This window comes from Eubacterium sp. AM46-8, from assembly GCF_003466705.1.
GTDB lineage: Bacteria > Bacillota > Clostridia > Lachnospirales > Lachnospiraceae > Lachnospira.
The window spans coordinates 92,833-114,351 of the sequence record NZ_QSEU01000005.1 but is presented as its reverse complement, the minus strand read 5'-3'; the positions used below and the strand labels follow the sequence as shown (position 1 = coordinate 114,351).

The following is a 21,519-nucleotide window of genomic DNA, read 5'->3' as shown; positions in this document are numbered from 1 at the left end:
GTGTTTATTTTAACTGGTTACAAGCTTGTGTAATAACTGTACTATATTGATTAGTACAGTTATAGCATACTATTATAATTAGATATTGTCAACTGTTATTTTTAAGGCTTTGCAAATATGCCAAGTTCAGGCGCACCATACGAGCATGAAACAAATGCTGCTGCCATCATAAAATCAACAATTGCCATAATCCATGTTCCAAGTACAAAGCTCTCATGCCCGGCACGTCTTAACACATGATACTCCACAGCGAAACCAATTAGCACTGCCACAAAAAATGTTGCAATATCAAGCCACATTTTTGAAAATCCAAGAACTCCCATATATGTGTAGTACAGAAACGGAATTGCCCATGTTGCCACATTTGCACCGAGTAAAACCGCAAAGCCGCTTGCTTCGTATCTGTCCTTTAATGCATACCATGTATAGATTCCATACAGATTCATAGGCAGGAACGCCAGCTTCATATGTTCCCATGTTGATTCATTAGTTGGAAAAAACAGCCCGACAAATGTATTCCTTCCCGTCCAGTCATACACAAAATGAAACAGGGACCCTGACACCCATACTGCCAGAATCCCTATTATCATTGTTATATTAAGTTTTTTGATTGTCTTGTTCACAATGCACACCTCCATTATTGTTGAATAATAGAAGTATATGCTTCCACCTGTTGTACTATTCCACTTCAACAGTCATAGTTACATCAGACACTTCTATGTATGTTCTTCCATCACTTACATTAATCTCTGTTCCATCTGCATATGTATACACTGTCTTGGAATAACGGTCTGACTTACTCCACTGGATTGGAACAGCATAACCGTTAGTTATGTAATAGCCTTCCCCTCTGCCAACAGTATGAAGATTCCAGCAGTAATTATCATCCATCATGCTGTGTGTAATCTTCTGCACAATAATATTCTTAGTATTAAACTGCTTGCCTGTTTCGTGGTCAATACTTGGCTCGCCACTCGCGAATCTTAAGTAATTGCCTGACGCAGCATCATATGTAAATGTTGTGTACTGATAACTGCTGTAAGGCACATACACAGAAGATGCACTGATTGCATCTTCTCTTTTTGAAAGGTCAACATCTGATACATCATAATTAAGCAGCACTGTATCCGATGCATTCTCAGCCTCAGCATTAAAGCCTTTTTCTTGTACTGCACTCTTTAACCTGTAAAGCGATGTATATGCTGTGTGCTCTGTTGCAAGTCCTTCCGGATTATGTCTCCAGTAATATGCACTGTTGTAGAAGCCGTTAATCCAGTTAATTCCAGTCTTTGCCTCATCACTCTCAGCGTAAGTGCTTCCGCCAAAATGTACAAATATCGCATCTGATTCAAAACAGAAATCAAGGAAATTATGTCTTGCACTTCTTATTGTTCCAATAACCGTATCTGTCTGACTTACATTGCCTGACCCAACAATCTCCTGTGGTGCTTCATCTGTAACATCTGAATCCTCTACCTTGAACAAGGCAAGAAGTCTGCATGTATAACTCTCTGTTGGAAGCTCATATACAATATATGCCTTATTAAGTCCAGTCTGCACCTGTACAGCTACTGGTGTATTATTAACAGACACTGCAAATGGTCTTGTCTTCGAATTAACGTCAATTATGTCGACCGTATTATCTACATACACAGTTGGTTCTTCTGTCTGTGAAGAAGACTCTATCGGATTAACATTCTGTGATAAAGCCTCTCCTGTAGGATTACCTCCTCTTATTCTGCGTGTCATAACAACACACATGACAGCCGCCACAACTGCTGCTGCACTAAGAACAGAAATTATAATAATGCGTTTTCTATTATTAATCATTGATTGTCCCCCATCGTAATAATCTTCCTTAATTGTACGACTTGCACTTCTATATGGCAAGAAAAAAGAGCCATACATAACCATAGTTATGTACAGCTCTTTATTAATATGCCGGCAACGGGAATCGAACCCGTATGGGAGTATAAGTCCCGCAGGATTTTAAGTCCTGTGCGTCTGCCAGTTCCGCCACACCGGCGTAAAGTGCCTGCATAGCAGGCGTATTATTAATACATATGACTTCCTCTGGCGCAGCTAAGTGTCCCAAATGCAGTAACAGATATGTAGTACATCACGACTCTTTACTACCTGCAGATTCAACATATGCAGTGAATGAAGTTTAGCACATTGTTATGTTTATAGCAAGCATATTTTGTCAGTTTCACTGTTTTGTCACATAATTTTCATAAACTGCCAGCTCTAACTGTGCATAAGTACCATAAAAAGCGGTACTTTTGTCACATTTGTCAAGAAGAACTGATGCCAGTATATCTGAATATCTGTCGGCAAGTTCTCCAAGCATATGACCTTCTTCATCAAAGAAGTCATCATCTGTTCTTGGAAGTGTATCCATTGTTAACAGATTGAAATCATAATATTCAACACCATATTCTTCACAAAGCCTCGTAAAATACGCTCCTGCCTGTTCCGAATAACCGTTAACTGATGTTGTCGGCGTAATAGGTGATGTAACGCATACCAGTTCAATATTATTCTTCTTACAATATTGGACAGTCTTTTCAAATGAATCCAGAACCTTATCACTGATTCCACTCTCATCCCATGCAACAATATCAGATGGCACGAGGCTGTCCATCTTCATATCTCTATAGAAAAATCCTTTGGCTGAATAAGGTCCTCCGGCATCATGTATCTCAACTGCATCCATACTGTAGTTGCGGTACGCCGCGCTGTTCTTAACCTTAAGATTATTCATAATAGCAGACGGTGATATCTCATAAGCCCATCTCTTTGAATATACCGTACGAAAATCCTTTGTGAGCAGATTATCAGCTATATACTTAAGCTTTACATTACTGAAAGGAAGCCATGTATATATGAAACAGTCCTCAAACTCCCTCTCTGCATAATTGCACCAGTACTGATAATCAAGGTCATATATAACTCTTTTTACATTATTATGTCTGTCACTCTCCATTAAAAGATAATATGAATCCGTTACAGTCTCGCCTGGTATTGCAAGATTAAATGCATTGTCAGATGCCCCGGCTTCATCGAGCTTTACTGGATTTATAGCAGATCTTGCATGTGAAGCTCCAATTATTATATTGTCATATCCTTCATCAGTATCTGCATTGTCAGCCTCATGTATAATGTATCTTATATAGCCTGATGGCATCATCGCATAATCCATACATTTGATAAGCCCGGTCACTATGGCAATAAACACCACAGCCCTGACATATTTTAATATTCTATTACTCATTGCCCCTCGCTTTAATTGCCTCTATGCACTCATCATAACTGCTGTAAAAATATTCTGAACAATCATCCTTTTTAAGTATATCTGTGAGTACCTCTGAGAACTGCTCAGCAAGCTCTCCGTTCATATGGCCTTCCCAGTCAGAGAAATCATCATCACTTACATTAAGAATCTCATTCTTAATAAGATTGCCATCTATATACCTTACATTATTCTCATCACATATCTGCCTAAAATATGTATTAGCCTCATTTGCTGTACCTGAAGCAACCGACGATGGTGGAATTGGTGTAGTAACACATATAAGCTCAATTTCATTGTCCTTACAATACTTAACTATCTTCTGGAAATATTTCTGCACCTTAGGATTAAGATCTTCATATGTCCACGGTGATGGATTAAGCTTTCCCTTCTTATCAGTTACCTTTGTACGGTAGAAAAATCCCAGTCCCTGATATGGTCCTTCTGTATCAATTCCGGCAACACCATCTATCTGGAAATTCTTATATTCATCAGTCTTCTTTATAGCCATATATTTCTTAGCCGTTTTCCAATTCCTGGCAAATGCATATCTTCTGAAATATATTGTCCTGAAGTCCTTATCCATCAGCTGACTTGCAATATACTCCATCTTAAGAGTTGAAAAAGGAAGCTGCCCATATACAAGAAGATCTCCAAAATCCGAATCGCGTTTCAGATTCTTATTCCAGTACTGATAATCAAGTTCAAGAATTATCTTCTTTACGTTATTATTATTGCACGCTTCTCTGATCATATAATAATTATCAATAACCGTGGCACCCTGAATACACATATTAATTGGATTAACTGCATATTCCATTTCCAGAAAATAATGTGGGTCAATTGAAGCCCTTCCATGTGAAGCTCCCACTACAATACAATCATAATCAGAGCCATCATCCGGATTGTCAACCGTATGGATTATATATCTTGCATACCCCGGCTGAACCATTACATAATTAACCGCTTCAACAAGTATAGTTATAACCGCAAAGAATACTATCACCCTCACATATTTTAATATCTCTCTAAATGCTTTCTTCTTCATGGTATCCTGCACCTCTGATTAGAACTGGGCGTACATAAATCCACCCGATGTATTAGAAATATAGCCAAGCATTGCAACCGACATAACAAGAGCTATATATACAGCCCATCTGATAATCAGCGGCTTTCTGTCAAGAGCTTCCCTGATTACAATGCCTTTCTCTTTAAGTATACTTACAATAAGCCATACAAAGCAGCCTGCAAGTAATATAATCAAATCCAGCTGGCTTCCAGACATTTTTACAACTGCATCCATGCTGAATGATGCATGTTTAAATGTATTTCCCATAAGTCTGAATGCATCTGTAAGAGTAGCTGCGTTATCAAAATACCAGCTTATATTAACAAGTATAAATGTTCTTATTATCTGCCATCCTCTGTACCAGCGTGCATTCTTATTAATATGAGTTATTTTAAACATTTTTTCATAAACAGGTGCCATAATACTGCTAAAGCTCATGATTATACCATTGTACATACCATATACTATATACTTCCATGCTGCTCCATGCCATACACCTACTATAAAGAATATGAGTAAATCTGCCAGACATATAGGCAATGCCTTCGCCATATATTTACCAAATCTTGTTTTGCTGTGTTTCTTAAAGAATTTACCCAGCTTATTCATGGCTTTACTTAAGCTGAATGGATAGAACACATAATCCTTCATCCATGTACCAAGTGTTATATGCCATCTGCGCCAGAACTCTCCAATAGAATGAGAGAAGAATGGCTGCCTGAAATTATCATCCAGGTGGATTCCAAACATCTCGGAAGCACCCATAACCATATCTATTCCACCGGCAAAATCTCCATATAGCTGTGCACAATACGCAAGAACGCCTATTATTACATATATTCCATGATACTGACCGGGATTATTAAATACCAGATCAGACACAACTCCTGCACGGTCAGCTATAATGAACTTTTTGAAAAGTCCCCAGGCCATACGCTGCAATCCATGCTGGATAACTGCAAGATCATACTTGTGCTCTGCCAGAAACTGTGGTGCAAGTCTGTCATATCTTCCTATAGGTCCCTGTGTTATCTGAGGAAAATATGAAACAAACAAGGCGTATTTAAAAATGTTATTACATGCCTTTACTTTTCCTCTGTATACATCAATAACATATGATATTGACTGGAATGAATAGAAAGATATTCCAAGTGGAAGAAGCAGTGTAAATGTTGATATCCTGCCATTGCCACCAAATGCCTTAATTATGCCATTAACATTCTCAATCGCAAAATTATGGTACTTAACAACTGCAAGCACACCAAATACCAGAAGAAGAGCAATAACTACAACCCTCTTTTTATATGTCTTTGCCTTTTCTTTTAAAGCCTTTTTATCCTCTCTTGCAAGCCCTTCTGCTTTAAGGCTCCTGGCAAGATTATCCTCTGTTCTCTCTAAAAGGATTCCTGATGTAAAAGTAACAATTGTTGTAAGTAATATAAATACAACCGTCTTATATCCCGAACATAAATAGTAGGCATAGCTTAATATCAAAAGCCATGCCCACTGTGCCTTCTTAGGTATAAGATAATATACAATTACTCCCACTAATAAAAATACCAGAAATCCGGTAGAAACTAGTGACATATTATTTTACCCCGCTTTCCGGATTAATCCTGCAGACGCTGAATCATCTCCCACATAGCTTCTGCTGAATTAAAGTTCTCAGGTACTATATCAACTGGTGTGATATCGATGTCAAATGCATCGTTTAACTCACCAACAAGTGATACAATATCAAATGAGCTGAATATACCATCATCAATAAGAGTATCACAAATTTCATAATCTACATCGCTGTTAATTTCATTCAAAATGTCTAATAACTGATCCATAATAAACCTCGCAAAATATTAAAATCTTTTGATCACACATCTGTGAACAAAAAACATTCTATCTTCTCATTCACATATAGTCAATCATATTTTGTTACAAAATTGTAAAATTATTGTGTATCACTGCTGTTGATTAAAAATGTTTCTACAGATTTTCTTATAACTCTGTAACCATTCTTAGTGGAATACATCACAATTGCCGGCATTCGGCGGCTTAAGAAAAGATAAATTCCCTCTGTAACAGAATATGCACCAATATTATAAAACGCTATCATATCACCAATCTTAGCATCCTTTAATTCAAGATTCTTAACAATTACATCTCCTACTGTACATAATGAACCGCATATGTTATATGGCTGCACTCCCTGTGAGTACACTTCCACATCATGATCTACGCCATCAGCAAACTCTTCTGTGTACTCCATTGGAATGAATTCACATCTTGGTTTCTTCATAGCCATAGCCTGTCCATAATAATTAATATGATTAATTCCGCTGTCAATAATTGCATATCTTGTTGTGTCATTCATCTTCATATCAGCAATTCTGCTTATAAGAACTCCACAGGTAGCTGCAATATATCGCCCCATCTCAAGAGTAACATTGAATTTTTCGGACATTTCTTTAATCATCGCAGCAAACTCTTTAAGCTCGTCAAAATCAGTATTCATTGCATCACATTTATCTGTAACGAAGTAATCGACTGAAAGACCTGGACCATATTCAATCTCATTAAGCTTAACACCATGTTCAGCCTCACATGTATGTGCTATTGCCTGTAACCACACAACCTCTGACTCTATCTGGCTTAATTTTTTCTTCTGTGTTCCCGAATAGCACTGGATTCCCTCAATAATAATTCCCTTAAGTTCATCCTTTCTGTCTGCAATCTCATATACCTGACGCTCATTAATACCGAACTGGTTGCCGCTTGTAACTCTTATAAGAACCTTAACTTTAATACCACACTCAACTGCACATGAATTGATAAGTTCAAGCTGGTTAAGCGATTCCACAGTGTAGATTCCAACAGCACCTGTCTTCATTGTGTAGAGGATATCTTTCTTTTCCTTATTAACACCCGAAAGGACTATCTTCTCCCTGTTTATGCCCTCTTTTTCGCATATTGCAAATTCACCTGGAGAACATACCTCGAATTTATCAAGCTTCTTGTCAAGCACGCTTATAAGAAACGGATTGGCCTTCATTGCATAACACACTGTAACTCCACATCCTAGAATCTGCTGAATGGCATCAATCCTTGCACATAGCTCATCTGTGTCAAATATATACGATGGTGTTCCACATTTTATGGCAATCTCTTTTAATTCATTAACTCCTAACATTCTATGCCTCCTGTTCTTTATATATCTTCATAAGTTCTTTTCTGTCAATCTTACCATTCTTAGTAAGAGGCATTGTTTCCACCTTAACAAGCACATTTGGAATCATCCACTGTGGCACTTTATCTTTGAGGGCATGTGTTACGCCCTTTCTGTCAAGCTCACTTGCTCCTTCTATCTCAAAGAATCCGAGAATCTTATTCTCATCTGTATCAAATATACAGCAGCTTCTAAGGAGTCCCTCTATAGCATTCATGTATGTCTCAATTTCGCCAAGCTCGATTCTGTGTCCCATATGCTTAATCTGGAAGTCTTTTCTAGATGAGAAGAAAAGTTCACCGTCTTCACTATAGTAACCAAGATCACCTGTGCGGTATATAGTTTCCAGATATCTGTCATTAAGAGGATTCTGTACAAATGCTGCTGCTGTCTTTTCAGGATTACGCAGATACCCCATGGTTACAGCTGTTCCAGATACACATATTTCTCCTAACTCTCCTGGTCTGCCTGCATCAACAAGCTTATCCTCGTCATCTAACAGGAATACTCTTTCATTGGCAAATGGCTTTCCCATCGGAAGCTTCTCGTCAAGACCAAACTCTCTGTCAATAACATAATATGTACAATTACATGTTATCTCTGTTGGTCCGTAAAGATTAACAAACATTGCATCCGGATACTGCACTCTCCATGCATTAAGATGCTTTATAGGCATAACCTCTCCGCTGAACATAATCTTGTTAAGTGAAGATGGTCTCTTATACTCGAATCCATTAAGAGTTGTTACAATACATAACGCTGATACAGCCCATATAATAGTTGTAACCTTTCTGTCATCAAGGAAATCAAGCAGCTTGGTTGGAAATGAGAAGCACATCTTAGGAATGAGCTGTAAGGTTGCGCCTGTCTTTAAACTTGAATATATATCCTTAACTGATACATCAAAGTCAAAAGGTGCCTGATTACCTATAACATCCTCATTAGTAATTCCAAATGTTTCCGTAAAGCAATCAATAAAATCTATTGTTGAACGGTGATTGACAATAACTCCCTTAGGAACTCCTGTTGAACCTGATGTAAAGATTGAATACAGAGGATCTGTATCAAGTGCCTGTTCTCTTATCTTTCCCAGTCTTTCCTGAGCCTCTGAATCCACAGCCTGTCCATCGTATTCTTCAAGTAATTCGTCAAGATTAATAATCTCGCCCTGAAATCCGAGCTTTTCTGCTTTCTTGGCTGACTTATTATCTACAACCAGAATATCTGCCTTAATCGTATCTAATATAAGATTAATTCTCTCAGCCGGATGAGTTGTATCAAGCATGCAGTAATATCCGCCTGCATACACAATTCCCATAAATAAAGATAATGTATTACATGTCTTATCCATATACACAGGAACTCCCTGTGTAGGCTTAATCTTAAGTGAGAGACAGTTTCCTATGAACTTTGCCTGATTCATAAGCTGTGTGTATGTAAGTTCATTATTCATGTCCGCACACGCTGTCTTTTCCCCATACATTCTCTGTGAGTTTTCAAGAAACTCTAATACATTCTTTTCCATTACCTTCTCCTTTTACTTCTTACTCTTATCTTTTCTGAATACAAGCAGCTTGCTTATAACATAATTAAGTATAATTACAACTACCTGCGCAATAAACTTTATTAACATACTGTTGAAATGCAGCATTGTAATGAATACAAGAAGAATTATCTCCTCAATTACAAGAGTTAATACTCTTCCACCTGCAAATGAAACTAACTGTTTCATAAATTCTTCCACAGTCTTAGTTGGTGCTGCAAACACCCATATCCTGTTAGTAAAGAATGCAAAAAGTACTGCAAGCACCCATGAAATAACGTTTGCAATAAGCTCATTAATTCCAAGTGTAACATTAAAGAATGCATATGAACCTATACTCACCACTGTTGTAAGTACTCCAAAGAAAAGATACAGAAGTACTTCCTTATACTTCTTATACAATGGTTCAAACACCCTCAGACCCGGCAGATGCATAATCTTATCAAATATATCCGGCTTAATTTCCTGCATATTATTATCTGTATTGTTACTCATAATTACCTCACTGTTTTTATTGATATAACGCCATACTATTTTATACTTTTATCAATAACAAATCAAGAAAAAGACGCCGTGTTGAAACGGCGTCCTGAAAATTCATTTATTATTTTGATTCGTTGATAACGATATCATCTGTCTCAACTTCCTTGTTTCTGTTTTCATCAATGCCAAGCTTGTTATTAAGCTTTTTCTTTGCCTTTCTTAAATAAATACCAAGAAATGCACCAACAGCAATTATCACTCCGGCAATAGCCTGAATGGCATAAGTCATAACAGATGGGTCAATGTAACCTGCTACATTTAAATTTAATAATGTCAACATACTTTTTATCTCCTTTTTAATTAAGTTCCTTTTTTAATGCTTCAAGCATCTTGTTGTTATCTGCATCATTTCTGATTGCAATTCTTATATACTGTTTTCCATCATGTACTTTTGATGTAAGATCCTTTATAAGCAGATAATGATTCTTAAACAGTTTTATCATAAGTTCTTTTGCTGTCATTCCATTAGTTATCTCAATCATAAAATAATTAGCCTGTGATGGGATAACTCTTATACCAGATATCTGCTCCAGTTCATTATAGAACCTTTTTCTTTCTACGCGGAATTTGTCCATTGCAGCCGCATAATCTTTCTTATACTTTTCTGCAATCTGAAGATAATACTCTCCAAATGAATTAATATTCCATATTGCAACATCTTTTTTCATTGCTGCAATCGTTTCTGTATCTGAAGAAACAAGGATTCCAAGCCTCAGCCCCGGTACACCATATGATTTAGATATACTTTTCATAACATATAAACTGCTATATGTTTCGATAAATTTCTGTTCTATAAGAGAATTATCCGGTTCATCTGAGAAATCAGCAAACGACTCATCAACCACCAGCTTTATTCCCTGACTGTCTGTCCATTTTATTAACCTTATAATTTCTTCCTTTTTCAGATAATTACCAGATGGATTATCAGGATTAATAATAATAATATTATCTACTTTGTTGCATGTATAGAACTCTATCAGTTCTTCAGCTGAATATGTATAATTATCATTTGACGGTGTAAATACTACTTCGTCTTCAACAGCATATCTGTTAGGATATTCTTCAAATGTAGGTCTGATAACGCCTGTCTTTCCAGAAAAGCTCTCCATAAGTGACTTAATAAGTTCTGCTGCTCCATTTCCAACTATTATGTTGTCTTTATGAACACCAAAATTCTTAGCTGCAAGTAAAGAATTAACTCCCATACCTGAAGGATATTCTGTCAAAAGTGTATCAAAGCTTGCACACAGTTCATCCTTAAGCTTTTTAGGCGGATAATAAGGATTAACAAGATAACAGAAATCCAACAATCCCGGATATCTCCAGAATCCTCCATATCTTTTATGCATAAGGTTAATTCTTGTCTCATCATCTGGAGCAAAAAGTGTCGTTGCTATATCAAGATCCTGTTCATCATCTATTTCATACCATTTCTGACCTGATAATCTCATACCTTTAATTCCAGGTGTGTCCAGCATCGTTATAACTCTAAGAACCTGTTCATAATATTCATTTTCTCCTAATGCACTACAATATGCCTCAAGGAAAGGAACATATATATCCTGTGAAAAATGTTTGCTGAATTTGTAGATATTTACAGTTTTATAGTATTCCTCTTTTTCCTTAAAATCAAAGCTCTTTCCTGGAACAAATGCAACAATATTATCATATTCGTCAAGCTTTACACATGTACCATCCATCCAGCTCTCATATTTATCTACCATGGCAAGTGTATCTCTCGGATCTTTTACAAGTTCATCAATTGCAGAATCCTCAATAATTACATCTGATTCAAAAAGCAGAGTATCTTCTTCCATAAGATAATTCTTTGCCAGCGCAAGTGAATAAATATTGTTTGTCTTATCATATACCGCATTATCAACATATGAAATTGGTGTCTTAATTCCCAATGTCGCTATATAATCAATCAGCTTCTGTCCTTCATAGCCCACAACAATCACTATTCTTGAGAGATGTTGTTTCTCAAGCTGATGCAAAAGCCTGTCTATAAGCGATACTCCATTAACCTTTACCATACATTTGGTATTATTCTGGGTAAGTTCCTTTAAACGCTTTCCCATTCCCGCTGCTAAAATAATTGCCTGCATAATCCCCTCCTAGTAATCTGACGTTACTCTTGTTCCTTATGTCTTTTAATTGCTTTTTGAATTTCCTGAATAATATATTTAGCTCCAACCGATGCACTACTGCCAAGATTATACACATATTCTTTAACAAATCTGTCTATGCTGTCCTTATATGTATCAGAAGCTGCCAGCATCTCTGCTGCTGTATCAGCTGTCTTATCAATTTCATCAAGCTTAAGTACACGCCCGATTTCATATCTCATCCATATATTAAGTGGCTCAATTCCAATCTTTTTGTATTCAGGATTCATTATCTTCATTGGTGTATCAATGAAAAGAACCGGTTTACATGTAGTATAAGCATATTCATATGCTATACCTGACCAGTCTGTAATCATAAGATCTGCCTCAAAAACAGTACTGTTTGATGAAAAATCAGTCTGAATCTCTATATCTGTATCATCCTTATATCTTTCTTTAAGTCCTTCCATCTTCTCAGGCATATGTCTTACATGCTGTGGGTGTGGTCGGACTGTAATCTTATAACCATGTCCCTTAAGATTATCAAGTATGTCCTCAAGACAGCTGTCTACAATATTATCTTTCTGCCATGATGGAGCAATAAGTATTGACTTAATATCATTTTCCTTCTTTGGCATCTTTGCATAATCCTCACGCATCTCATCAAGCAATGAATATCCCCACTCGACAAGCTCCTTCTTAGGAAGATTATACACTTCTTCAGTTTTTTCTATTTCTTCTTTCTGAATCTTTCCTGTACATAATACAGAGTCATAATGATCCATTGATCCGGTTCGCATTGTCATATTAAGGCTGTCCATGCCATGAGGAACATAAACATAATTAATATCTTTTCTGATATAACTTCTCTTAATGTGATAATTCTCAATATCAGGCATAGTCATAACAACAACATCTGCATCCATCTTCATCATAAGTGTTATAAGTTTCTTTTCCCCTATATAATAAGGTTTAATCTTACTTTCTTTTTCTGCAATTCTGAATATCTGATCATCTGGATCACTTGTTACATAATGAATTGTAATATTCGTATTATTAAGTATGTATTCAATTATCCCTTTAAAATACTTATAAAAACCTGAGCCCTCTGAATAGAAGACAAGATGTTTATTAACAACAGAGAAAAACTTTTTATAATCAGCTTTTTCTCTCTTAATATCTTCTTTGTTTCTTTTACCTTTTTTCGTACCAAGAGCTTCAATCTCTGCAAGTTCTTTCTTAGTTTCCTCAAGAGCCTCATAATCAACATAATTCTTAGGATTAATCGCCCAGTTAAGAAGATATAACTGAAGAATTGCAAATATGTTGCTGGCAGTCCAGTAAAGAGCTACTCCTGCATATACAAAGCATCCTAAATATAACGACAGACCTACTGAAAATATCATCATACCATACTTATTAAGCTTACTCTGTTCTGCCTGTAATACGTTACTTGCATTCTGTGCAACACATAAAAGCCATGCTGAGACACCTGCTATAATTGGTGTTATTATTGATAATCCCCACTTTTTTGTAGTAATCCATGTAAGGTCATAGCCACAGAACTTCATGTTCGCAACACCTTCATTAATTCCGTCTTTGATAACTGCAACAACTCCAAGCAGAAGTATTATCTGTATAATAAGAGGTATAAGTGATGCCAGTGGATTATATTTTTCTTTTTTATAAAGCTTAGACTGTTCCTCTGCTATCTCATCCTTATCCCCATAATGCTTAATAAGAATCCTGTTAATATCAGGCTGCATCTTAACCATTTTAATTGAATTCTTCTGTACCCAGATTGATACAGGTAAGAGAACAATCTTACTTATCAGAGTGAATAATATAATTGCCAATCCATAATCATGCAGCAATTTGTAACAAAAATTCATTACATAACCTAAGGCTGTCGATAATATTTCCATAAATGACTCCTCTTTTGAAGATTTTATTGATTGTGTCAGAGTCATCCAACACAATAATTAATCATATCACTTATTATCAATTATTGAAAGGTGTTTTTACATATCCGATATACTTTTTTTACATACCCAATATAAATTTTACATGTTTTGCACACAAAAAAGGACACTGTTCTTACATAATACAGTGTCCTTTTAATATTATTTATTTCAAAAGGTACTCAGCATATTTAACTGCCATGTCTCGCCAGTTCTCCAATGCCTCTCCCATATCTGCACCACATGATTCCCTGTACATAGCCCATACAAACCAGTAGTACGCAATAATAGCAATATATGCCATATAATGAAATCTTGTTGTCTCATTATAATCTTCCTGAGGTATTCCTTTATGAATTCCTCAGCCTTATCAAAATCATACATGGCATCAACCACATAATATCCAACATCAATTCCCGGGTCAGAATATCCAGAATACTCCCAGTCAATAAGTATGACACTTCCATCTGGTCTTATCATCCAGTTTGGCTTATATGTATCTCCATGACAGAAACATTTTTCAACTCCATCTGCTAGAGTCATCTTATACAACTGTCCTATGCTGTTCTTAAGTCCTTCATACTGAACGAAGCACACAGGATCTTTCTTCTCAAGAAGCTTCTCCATATCAAGTGCATCTTCCCAAGGTTTCATTCCATAATCAGCTGTTATATCTGCCTTATGCAGCTTTCTTAAAACAGCCAATATCTTCTTTGAGTCCTCAAAAGAATTATAATCAGGTTCTCTGAATTCTGGAATGAATATGGATATCTTCCAGCCCTCATTAACATCTGCATATATGTATGTAGGATCTACACCAGCTTCTTTGGCTTTGATAAGTGATTTTTTTTCATTTCTTCTATTGATTATACTTTCTGTTCCATCGCCCGGATGCCTATATATATAATCAACTCCGTCAATCTTGAATATAAATGATGTGTTGGTCATTCCTTCGCTTACATTTCTGAAATCAATTATATCTTCCTCATCACATCTGAATACAAGCTTGATATTTCTTATTATCTCACTGTGCGTATGTCCAAGATACTGTGAATCAAACTTTCTAAGCTCATCAAAATAATCAAATTCAAATATATTACCCGGAAGATATTCCTTAAAATAAATATCAGGCATTTCATCCAGCTTATCCTTTACAAGAATCTCCCAATAGCAGTTATTATATATTCCAGATTCCCGTACAGCCTCAACCTGATTAATAAATGCTTCTGAGAATTCTTTCCTCCAGAATGAATGTCCCATAAGAACATAGCCATCAATCTTATTATCCTTGGCAATTCTTGTTATCTTTCCAAATCCGTCAGTTCTTGCATATACTTCATCCGTTGTTTCCTTTCCATAATAACCTGAATAAAATGTATGATATTCAAACTGATTAAACGGATTCTCTATATAATAACTGTCACTTACACATATATATGTATTCTTGAGTTCTTTTCTCGCAAGATAAAGACTTTCAATATTATTCTTTATATTAAATGAATCATTAATAATGAACTTTACACCATACTTGTCTTCAAGATAATAAAACATCTCCTTCTTATATCCAAGTACAACTGTAATATTCTTAATACCAGCATCCTGAAGCTGCTTTATCTGTCTCTCAATAAGACGTTCACCCTTTACTTCAAAAAGACCCTTTGGCTGTTCGAGTGATAAAGGAATAAATCGTGTAGATGCGCCAGCTGCAAGAATAACGGCATTATTAACCCTGTATGGTTCAAGCGCCTCTAATCCAGTCTTTGTAATACTACCAGACTCTTTTTCAATATACCCTGTTTTTACAAGTTTATTATAAATATCTGTGTCATTAAGAGCCTTTGTCGCCTCAACATCATAAGTGCAGCCGGCTCTTCCAATGCTTCCATTATACAAACTGTTCAATACATAAAACTCTTCTTTTCTCATTATACATATCTCCTTATGCCATGTTTCCTGAGAACATTCCTCGAATCACTGCTTTGATTACATTTTCTCTGCATGATTCATACTTTTCCCCCGAAAGTATAAGTCCCTCTACCTTAATGTTCTTTATATCCTTCTTGTCAACTGAATACAAATCATCTGAAAGAACCACCATATCGGCAATCTTTCCTGCCTCAAGGCTTCCTCTTTCTTTCTCGTCAAATGTTACATAATATCCATTATACGTACACATCCTTAGTGCTTCCTGAACCGATACTGCCTGAGACTGATTCATATTATTAACAGCTTTGTCAATCCATACGATAGGATCCGGTGATGTACATGGAGCATCAGAACCGCACGAAACAACTATTCCATTCTCATTAAATGTTCTGAGCGGATTAAGTCTTTCTGCTCTTTCTTTACCCATAATACTTTCAAGATACTCATCAGGTTCCTGTTTCCAGTTAATGAAAGCACTCTGTACAGGCATCTGTATATTATAGTCCCTGCATATCTTAATTCCCTCTTCAGTTGGAAGACAGTCATGTATAATTCCATGTCTGTGGTCTTTTCTTGGATAATCGTCAAGTGCCGCCTTAAGTGCCCTGCATGCCTGGTCAAATGCTTTATCCCCAATCGCATGCATCTCTATCTGCAGTCCGGCTCTGTTAGCCTTCTTGCAGAAATCAATAACCTTTTCATCATCATAATAAAGTACTCCGTCACCGCCTAAAGAATCAATATATGGTTCATTCATAGCTGCATCGTGTGAACCGAAGCATCCGTCAAGCGCACATTCAAAACACCCGCCTATTCTTGGCAGTTTTCTCTTTAATGCGACATCAACATTCATTGACTGTGGGAATACTCTTACCTGAAATCCATTAGTTAAGGATTTTGCAAATATTTTTTCAAATGTAATATCAAGATTGCCTGTAAAACCCACACCACTTACAGTATGAATACAGCCAATTCCATGAGACGCCTGAAAATCAATGGCACTCTGCATATTCTTAAACAGTTCAATAATAGAAAGTGAATTGGTAATGTAATCAGAACATTCAAAGAATGCCTCCTGATTCATCTCACCTGTATCTTCGTGATAACCTCTCAACTTACTTACTTTCCCCTTCAGCTTATCAAGAAGCTTGCTGTTAATTATGCACGCATGTCCATCATATTTGACAACCATGATTTCCTTATCAGGACATACCTTATCTAATTCTTCCCTGCTTATCAGTCTTCCTTCTTTAACTGAATATGGTGACGCACCAAATGCTATAAGTGTTTTTTTATTACCGCTTGACTGCACGAATTCTTTAACCATCTGTGCAATCTCTTCATTGGACTCTGCATCCATAACATTAAGTCCTGCGTGAAATGTAGAAAATGATGCCATATGCTGATGTGTATCTACGAATGCCGGAACCAGCACCTTCTTTCCAAGTTCAACTGTCTGCACATTCTTATACTGTTCTGGCAGTTCATTACCAACATACACAATTCTTCCTTTATCCTCAACGAGATAACCGGCTACTGTATCATTGCTGTCTACTGTAAGAACCTTTCCCTTATAACATATCATAGACATTTACCTTCCCTTTATATCTGCATTTACTGTTCCTGTCCCGGATAATCCTTATAAGAAGGATCTAACTGTACCAGCTCATAAAAATTATCTATCTCCATAATATCTGATTTCTCGCAAGGTCTTACCTCTACCGCATATCTTTCCTTGCGAAGCACAAGTGGAATGAACTCCCAGAAATAATCATTGCCCTCCGGCTCTTCATTATATACCTGTGCAAAGTCTTCTCTTAATCTTGCGCTGTCTTCCTTAGTCCAGTACGATATTCCATAATAATTAAAGCAATATGTATTCCCCTTCTGGTAATCTGTTATATGTCCATTATCAAACTTAAAACTCCAGTCATCAGTCTCTAACGAATAAGAGCCAAGGATATTGCTGCAGTACTGATACTTTGTGATAATAGCCGGATTAGATATATACAGGTCTGCCTCACATAAATAGCACTGGTCAATATGTTCTAATGCTGCCATTGCTGATGATATATTATTGGTTTTATCATATATATCGTTATCAATAAGATTGATAAATGGATACTTCTCCAGAATCTCGTCAAATTTTTCTTTCTTATAACCCCTTACAAGAGTTATATCCTTAATTCCTACAGAAACAAGTGCATCAAGTAATGTATCAATAATTCTTACTCCATTAACAGCAACCATTGGCTTTGGTCTGTCTAATGTAACCGGAACCATTCTTGAACCAAATCCTGCTGCCATAATAACCGCTCTTTTTACACGATATGGCTCAAGTGCCTCAAGACCTTTTTCAGTAATCTCCATCTGGTCTCCACATTTTTTAATAAGCATGTCATTTTCTAATTCATCCAGAGCCTTAGATATAGCTGTTCCTGAAATCTTTAATGTATCTGAAAGAGTTCTCATCGGATAATCTTTCTTACCATTCTTTTCAATATATGTAAGTACTTCAAACTGATAACGATTCATAATTCCTCCTTACAGCACCATTGGAATTATATAGATTCCAAGTGCAATGCATGTGACAATAATTGTGCATACCTTCCATATGGTGTACTGTCTGTCCATCTTAGCTTTAGTCTGCTCATCCGGTTCTTCTATAACACCAATCTCTTCCTCAATTGTCGGCATAACACATTCTTTTCTGTGAGAATATGCAAAATAAAATATTACACATATTACGGTTATAATTCCGGCTGTAATAAGAGCTGCCTTATCTGCAAATATTAACATGAAGCAATACACAACAATTGTAAATATACATCCAATAACTCCAAGGGGCGCCTTATAAGGTCTCTTCATATCAGGATACTTCTTCTTAAGCCCCATATATGAAAGGCAGCCTATCATATAACATATAGCAAGTGATATAAGCGATACTGATGCTATGTAATTAATTGAACCTGTTGCAATAAGTATAAAATTGATAACACCAACCACAATAACAGCAACATATGGTGTCTTGAACTTAGGATGAATCTTTCCAAGGAATTTTGGTAATGCGCCATCTTCTGCCATTGTATAAATGTATCTTGCAGGTGCAGCAATTCCCGGATTAATAGTAGATAAATCACCACCAAATGCAATACCAATACATAAAAGTATAATAGGAAATCCAACAAGTCCGACTGCCTTAAGTCCTTCTGCATATGGAGCATCTGCCGCTGCAAGAATTCCATAAAACTCCTTAGGTACAAGACCTACAAGAAACCACTGGAATAATGCGTTAAGTGCAAATACCATAAATACCGAAATCTTTAATGCTCTTGGAAGTGTATACTGTGGATACTTAGTCTCTGCTCCCATAGATACACATGTCTCAAATCCTGTATAGCACCACCATACAAGACCAAATATATACATCATCTCATTAAATGGAGGCAATGAATTCATTGCTATTCCACCAAAATATTCAACATGAACCTTAGGTATCATATAAAGGAACCAGCACACTGAACAGCCCCAGAAGAAAAACATGAATGCTGTCTGTGCCTTACCTGACTGCTCAATACCTCTGAAATTAAGAATAAGGAAAACTGCAACAAGGATAATAGCTATAATTCTTGAATCAAGCTTAACGATGCTTATTCCAAGCTGTTCCATAAGAATCTTAAAATAATTGGCAAATGCAAGCGTCTCACCTGCACCAATAGCTACAACAGATACTATATAATGCCATCCTGCCATATTAGCCCATACTCTGTTAAGTCCTCTCTTGGCATAATTATATGTTCCACCCGCACAAGGAAGTGCTGCAGACATCTCTCCATATATAAGACATGGCCATATAGATATAAGAAGTGCAACAAAGGTAAATCCTATTATCCATGAACCTACACTTCCTATCTGTGCTGAACCACAGGTAAAAAGTCCTACACCTACAACGGTTCCAATTGTCATACTAATTGATTCTTTAAGCCCTAAAGCACGAACCAGCTGATTATTCTCATTCATAAATATCCCCTCTCACAGTTTATTCGTTCGGTCATATTTTTGTCCATCTGCGTGAACAGAATGGATTATATCAGATAATAAACTAAATTACCAGTATAAAAATAAGCAGCTATAAACCTTTCATGGCTATAGCTGCTGCTTCATCATTAATTATTAATATTCTTCATCTGCTGCTCATCTTTAATTACAGATATCTGTGGATTAACAGCGTCCCCATCTATTCTAAACACCGAATAATCTCTGTTTTTAAGATATTCATCTGCCGGGTACATACCTTTTGACACATCCCATGGTGCTACATGATATCTTGACTGAGAAACACCAGCCATATCAAAAAGCGTATTTCCATAATTACTCTTCTGTCCAAGTGCTGCCTTGCCATAAGTAGCATACAGATTCTTAAATGTTACAGAATCTGAATTAACCTGCATTACATCATTATGAGTATCAGCCATTTTCACAAATACAGCAGGACGTTCATACAATCCATATCCGCCGTGGTCAGCTGTAATTATAACTGTGCTGTTATCATATACACCTTTATCCTTCATCTGCTGCATATATTCATTAATATATCTGAATACACCCTGTATCTGCTTATCAAGAGAAGTCCCTGTTTCTCCCACATCTACACACTGTTCATTCATTTCATATGGTGCATGTGCTCCTACCATATGATACAGTGTAAATGTTTTATTTCCAGCATCAACTGTTATACCGCCATTATTCTTAAAATCAGCATACAACTGTGAATCATCCAGTTCATATTGAATAACATTGTTATTCTTTGGAGCCTGACATGCTGCAAAATCATCACCATAAAACCAGAAATACTGTTTTATAATCTGTGGAAATGCATAGAATGCCGACATTTTATATATATTCTTAAAGAATTGCACTTTGTCTGATATTCTGTATTTCTGTCCACCTGCAGTATTGGCTACTGCCTCCTGATTAACTCCATTAAGATATTCACTTGAAGTATACAACTTAACATCATATCCGTTATCTGACATATCCTGAATAAGCGTACCTTCTTCATATGCTTTCTTTCTGTAATCAGCCAGAGACTGCGTTGTATCATACTGATAACCTGTAAGCATAAGTGGAACTCCAAGTGCTGTAGGTGCACCGCCGCCTATCATATTGTCAAAATAAGTAAAATCCTTTAGCTCTTCACTGTATCTGTCAATAACATAATTCTGTGCATCATCATTATCAAGTGTATCAACAATGAATACCACTACATTGCCCTGCGAAGATAACGCAAACTCATCATTCTTAGTCACTACATATGAATAATCAACAGTTCTTTTCGAAGATATAATAAGGACCACGAGTGTGACAATCTGTATGCTTGCTATAAAAAGACTTCCCCACTTCATTATCTTAGTCATTATATCCTTCTTAAAGCATACAATAACTGCCGGAACAACTATAAGTACTATCCATACAACTGTACTTATTATTCCATTAACCCTGAACTGGCTCCACTGTATCTGCCTTCCATTAAGGACACCAAAATCCGGATTAAGGAAATTCCCCTGCACATAAGCAGCAAATGCACCGCCAAATATAACTGCTGCATATATGTTATATATCTTCTTTGGCACAATCAGACCTATCAGTATAACAACTGCCGCCGTAATTAACGACGCTGCCATAAGAAGCGGTATAAGTGCTGTGAATCCCACTGCAAATTGATCAATATTGCCAAGAAATAAAGATGATGGCATAAATATACAGAATGTCACAATCAAAAATATAAGCTGTGGACACAGCAGTTTTATCTTTTGTTTCATTATCTTCATAAAAATACCATCTTCCTTATCCATGT

The 21,519-nt window shown here is 36.4% G+C and carries 17 protein-coding genes and 1 tRNA gene; all 18 read right to left on the bottom strand.

The features are described 5' to 3' along the window. Positions 1 to 101: 101 nt before the first annotated feature. A complete protein-coding gene (locus DW963_RS05015; RefSeq protein ID WP_117914094.1) occupies positions 102 to 623 on the bottom strand; it encodes a DUF6512 family protein in 522 nt (173 codons plus the stop codon). A 55-nt stretch (positions 624 to 678) separates the two neighbouring features. After that, positions 679 to 1,830: a DUF3048 domain-containing protein gene (locus tag DW963_RS05010; RefSeq protein ID WP_158568620.1), complete on the bottom strand. Its 1,152-nt coding sequence runs from the start codon at positions 1,828 to 1,830 to the stop codon at positions 679 to 681. 109 nt (positions 1,831 to 1,939) lie between these two features. Continuing rightward, positions 1,940 to 2,026: transfer RNA gene (locus DW963_RS05005), tRNA-Leu, on the bottom strand. Between the two features lie 183 nt (positions 2,027 to 2,209). Next, positions 2,210 to 3,274 carry an SGNH/GDSL hydrolase family protein gene (locus DW963_RS05000; protein ID WP_117914092.1) on the bottom strand — a complete coding sequence of 355 codons (1,065 nt, stop codon included), beginning with the start codon at positions 3,272 to 3,274 and terminating at the stop codon, positions 2,210 to 2,212. Continuing rightward, entirely contained in the window at positions 3,267 to 4,340 is a 1,074-nt protein-coding gene (locus DW963_RS04995) for an SGNH/GDSL hydrolase family protein (protein WP_117914091.1), read from the bottom strand. Before DW963_RS04995 ends, DW963_RS05000 begins: the two co-directional genes overlap by 8 nt. 18 nt (positions 4,341 to 4,358) lie before the next feature. Continuing rightward, entirely contained in the window at positions 4,359 to 5,948 is a 1,590-nt protein-coding gene (locus tag DW963_RS04990; RefSeq protein ID WP_117914090.1) for an MBOAT family O-acyltransferase, read from the bottom strand. Between the two features lie 23 nt (positions 5,949 to 5,971). Then, positions 5,972 to 6,196: an acyl carrier protein gene (locus DW963_RS04985; RefSeq protein WP_117914089.1), complete on the bottom strand. Its 225-nt coding sequence runs from the start codon at positions 6,194 to 6,196 to the stop codon at positions 5,972 to 5,974. A 110-nt stretch (positions 6,197 to 6,306) separates the two neighbouring features. Continuing rightward, positions 6,307 to 7,545, bottom strand: a complete 1,239-nt coding sequence (locus DW963_RS04980) for a diaminopimelate decarboxylase family protein (RefSeq protein WP_117914088.1) — start codon at positions 7,543 to 7,545, stop codon at positions 6,307 to 6,309. A 1-nt stretch (position 7,546) separates the two neighbouring features. Beyond that, a complete protein-coding gene (locus DW963_RS04975; protein ID WP_117914087.1) occupies positions 7,547 to 9,106 on the bottom strand; it encodes an amino acid adenylation domain-containing protein in 1,560 nt (519 codons plus the stop codon). A 12-nt stretch (positions 9,107 to 9,118) separates the two neighbouring features. After that, the gene (locus tag DW963_RS04970) at positions 9,119 to 9,619 is read right to left on the bottom strand and encodes a GtrA family protein (protein WP_243004163.1); all 501 of its coding nucleotides are present in this window, start codon (positions 9,617 to 9,619) and stop codon (positions 9,119 to 9,121) included. A gap of 109 nt (positions 9,620 to 9,728) precedes the next feature. Continuing rightward, positions 9,729 to 9,947 carry a hypothetical protein gene (locus tag DW963_RS04965; protein ID WP_012738387.1) on the bottom strand — a complete coding sequence of 73 codons (219 nt, stop codon included), beginning with the start codon at positions 9,945 to 9,947 and terminating at the stop codon, positions 9,729 to 9,731. Between the two features lie 16 nt (positions 9,948 to 9,963). Further along, positions 9,964 to 11,775 carry an aminotransferase class I/II-fold pyridoxal phosphate-dependent enzyme gene (locus DW963_RS04960; RefSeq protein ID WP_117914086.1) on the bottom strand — a complete coding sequence of 604 codons (1,812 nt, stop codon included), beginning with the start codon at positions 11,773 to 11,775 and terminating at the stop codon, positions 9,964 to 9,966. A 23-nt stretch (positions 11,776 to 11,798) separates the two neighbouring features. Further along, a complete protein-coding gene (gene yidC, locus DW963_RS04955) occupies positions 11,799 to 13,700 on the bottom strand; it encodes a membrane protein insertase YidC (protein WP_117914085.1) in 1,902 nt (633 codons plus the stop codon). A gap of 207 nt (positions 13,701 to 13,907) precedes the next feature. Then, entirely contained in the window at positions 13,908 to 15,662 is a 1,755-nt protein-coding gene (locus tag DW963_RS04950) for an NTP transferase domain-containing protein (RefSeq protein ID WP_117914084.1), read from the bottom strand. Between the two features lie 13 nt (positions 15,663 to 15,675). Beyond that, positions 15,676 to 17,247: an amidohydrolase gene (locus DW963_RS04945; RefSeq protein ID WP_117914083.1), complete on the bottom strand. Its 1,572-nt coding sequence runs from the start codon at positions 17,245 to 17,247 to the stop codon at positions 15,676 to 15,678. A 29-nt stretch (positions 17,248 to 17,276) separates the two neighbouring features. Further along, on the bottom strand, positions 17,277 to 18,197 hold the full coding sequence (locus tag DW963_RS04940; protein ID WP_117914082.1) for a phosphocholine cytidylyltransferase family protein: 921 nt from the start codon (positions 18,195 to 18,197) through the stop codon (positions 17,277 to 17,279). 9 nt (positions 18,198 to 18,206) lie between these two features. Beyond that, positions 18,207 to 19,682, bottom strand: coding sequence for an APC family permease (locus tag DW963_RS04935; protein WP_117914081.1), 1,476 nt, complete (start codon positions 19,680 to 19,682; stop codon positions 18,207 to 18,209). A gap of 146 nt (positions 19,683 to 19,828) precedes the next feature. Further along, entirely contained in the window at positions 19,829 to 21,493 is a 1,665-nt protein-coding gene (locus DW963_RS04930; protein ID WP_158568619.1) for a sulfatase-like hydrolase/transferase, read from the bottom strand. Between the last annotated feature and the right edge of the window lie 26 nt (positions 21,494 to 21,519).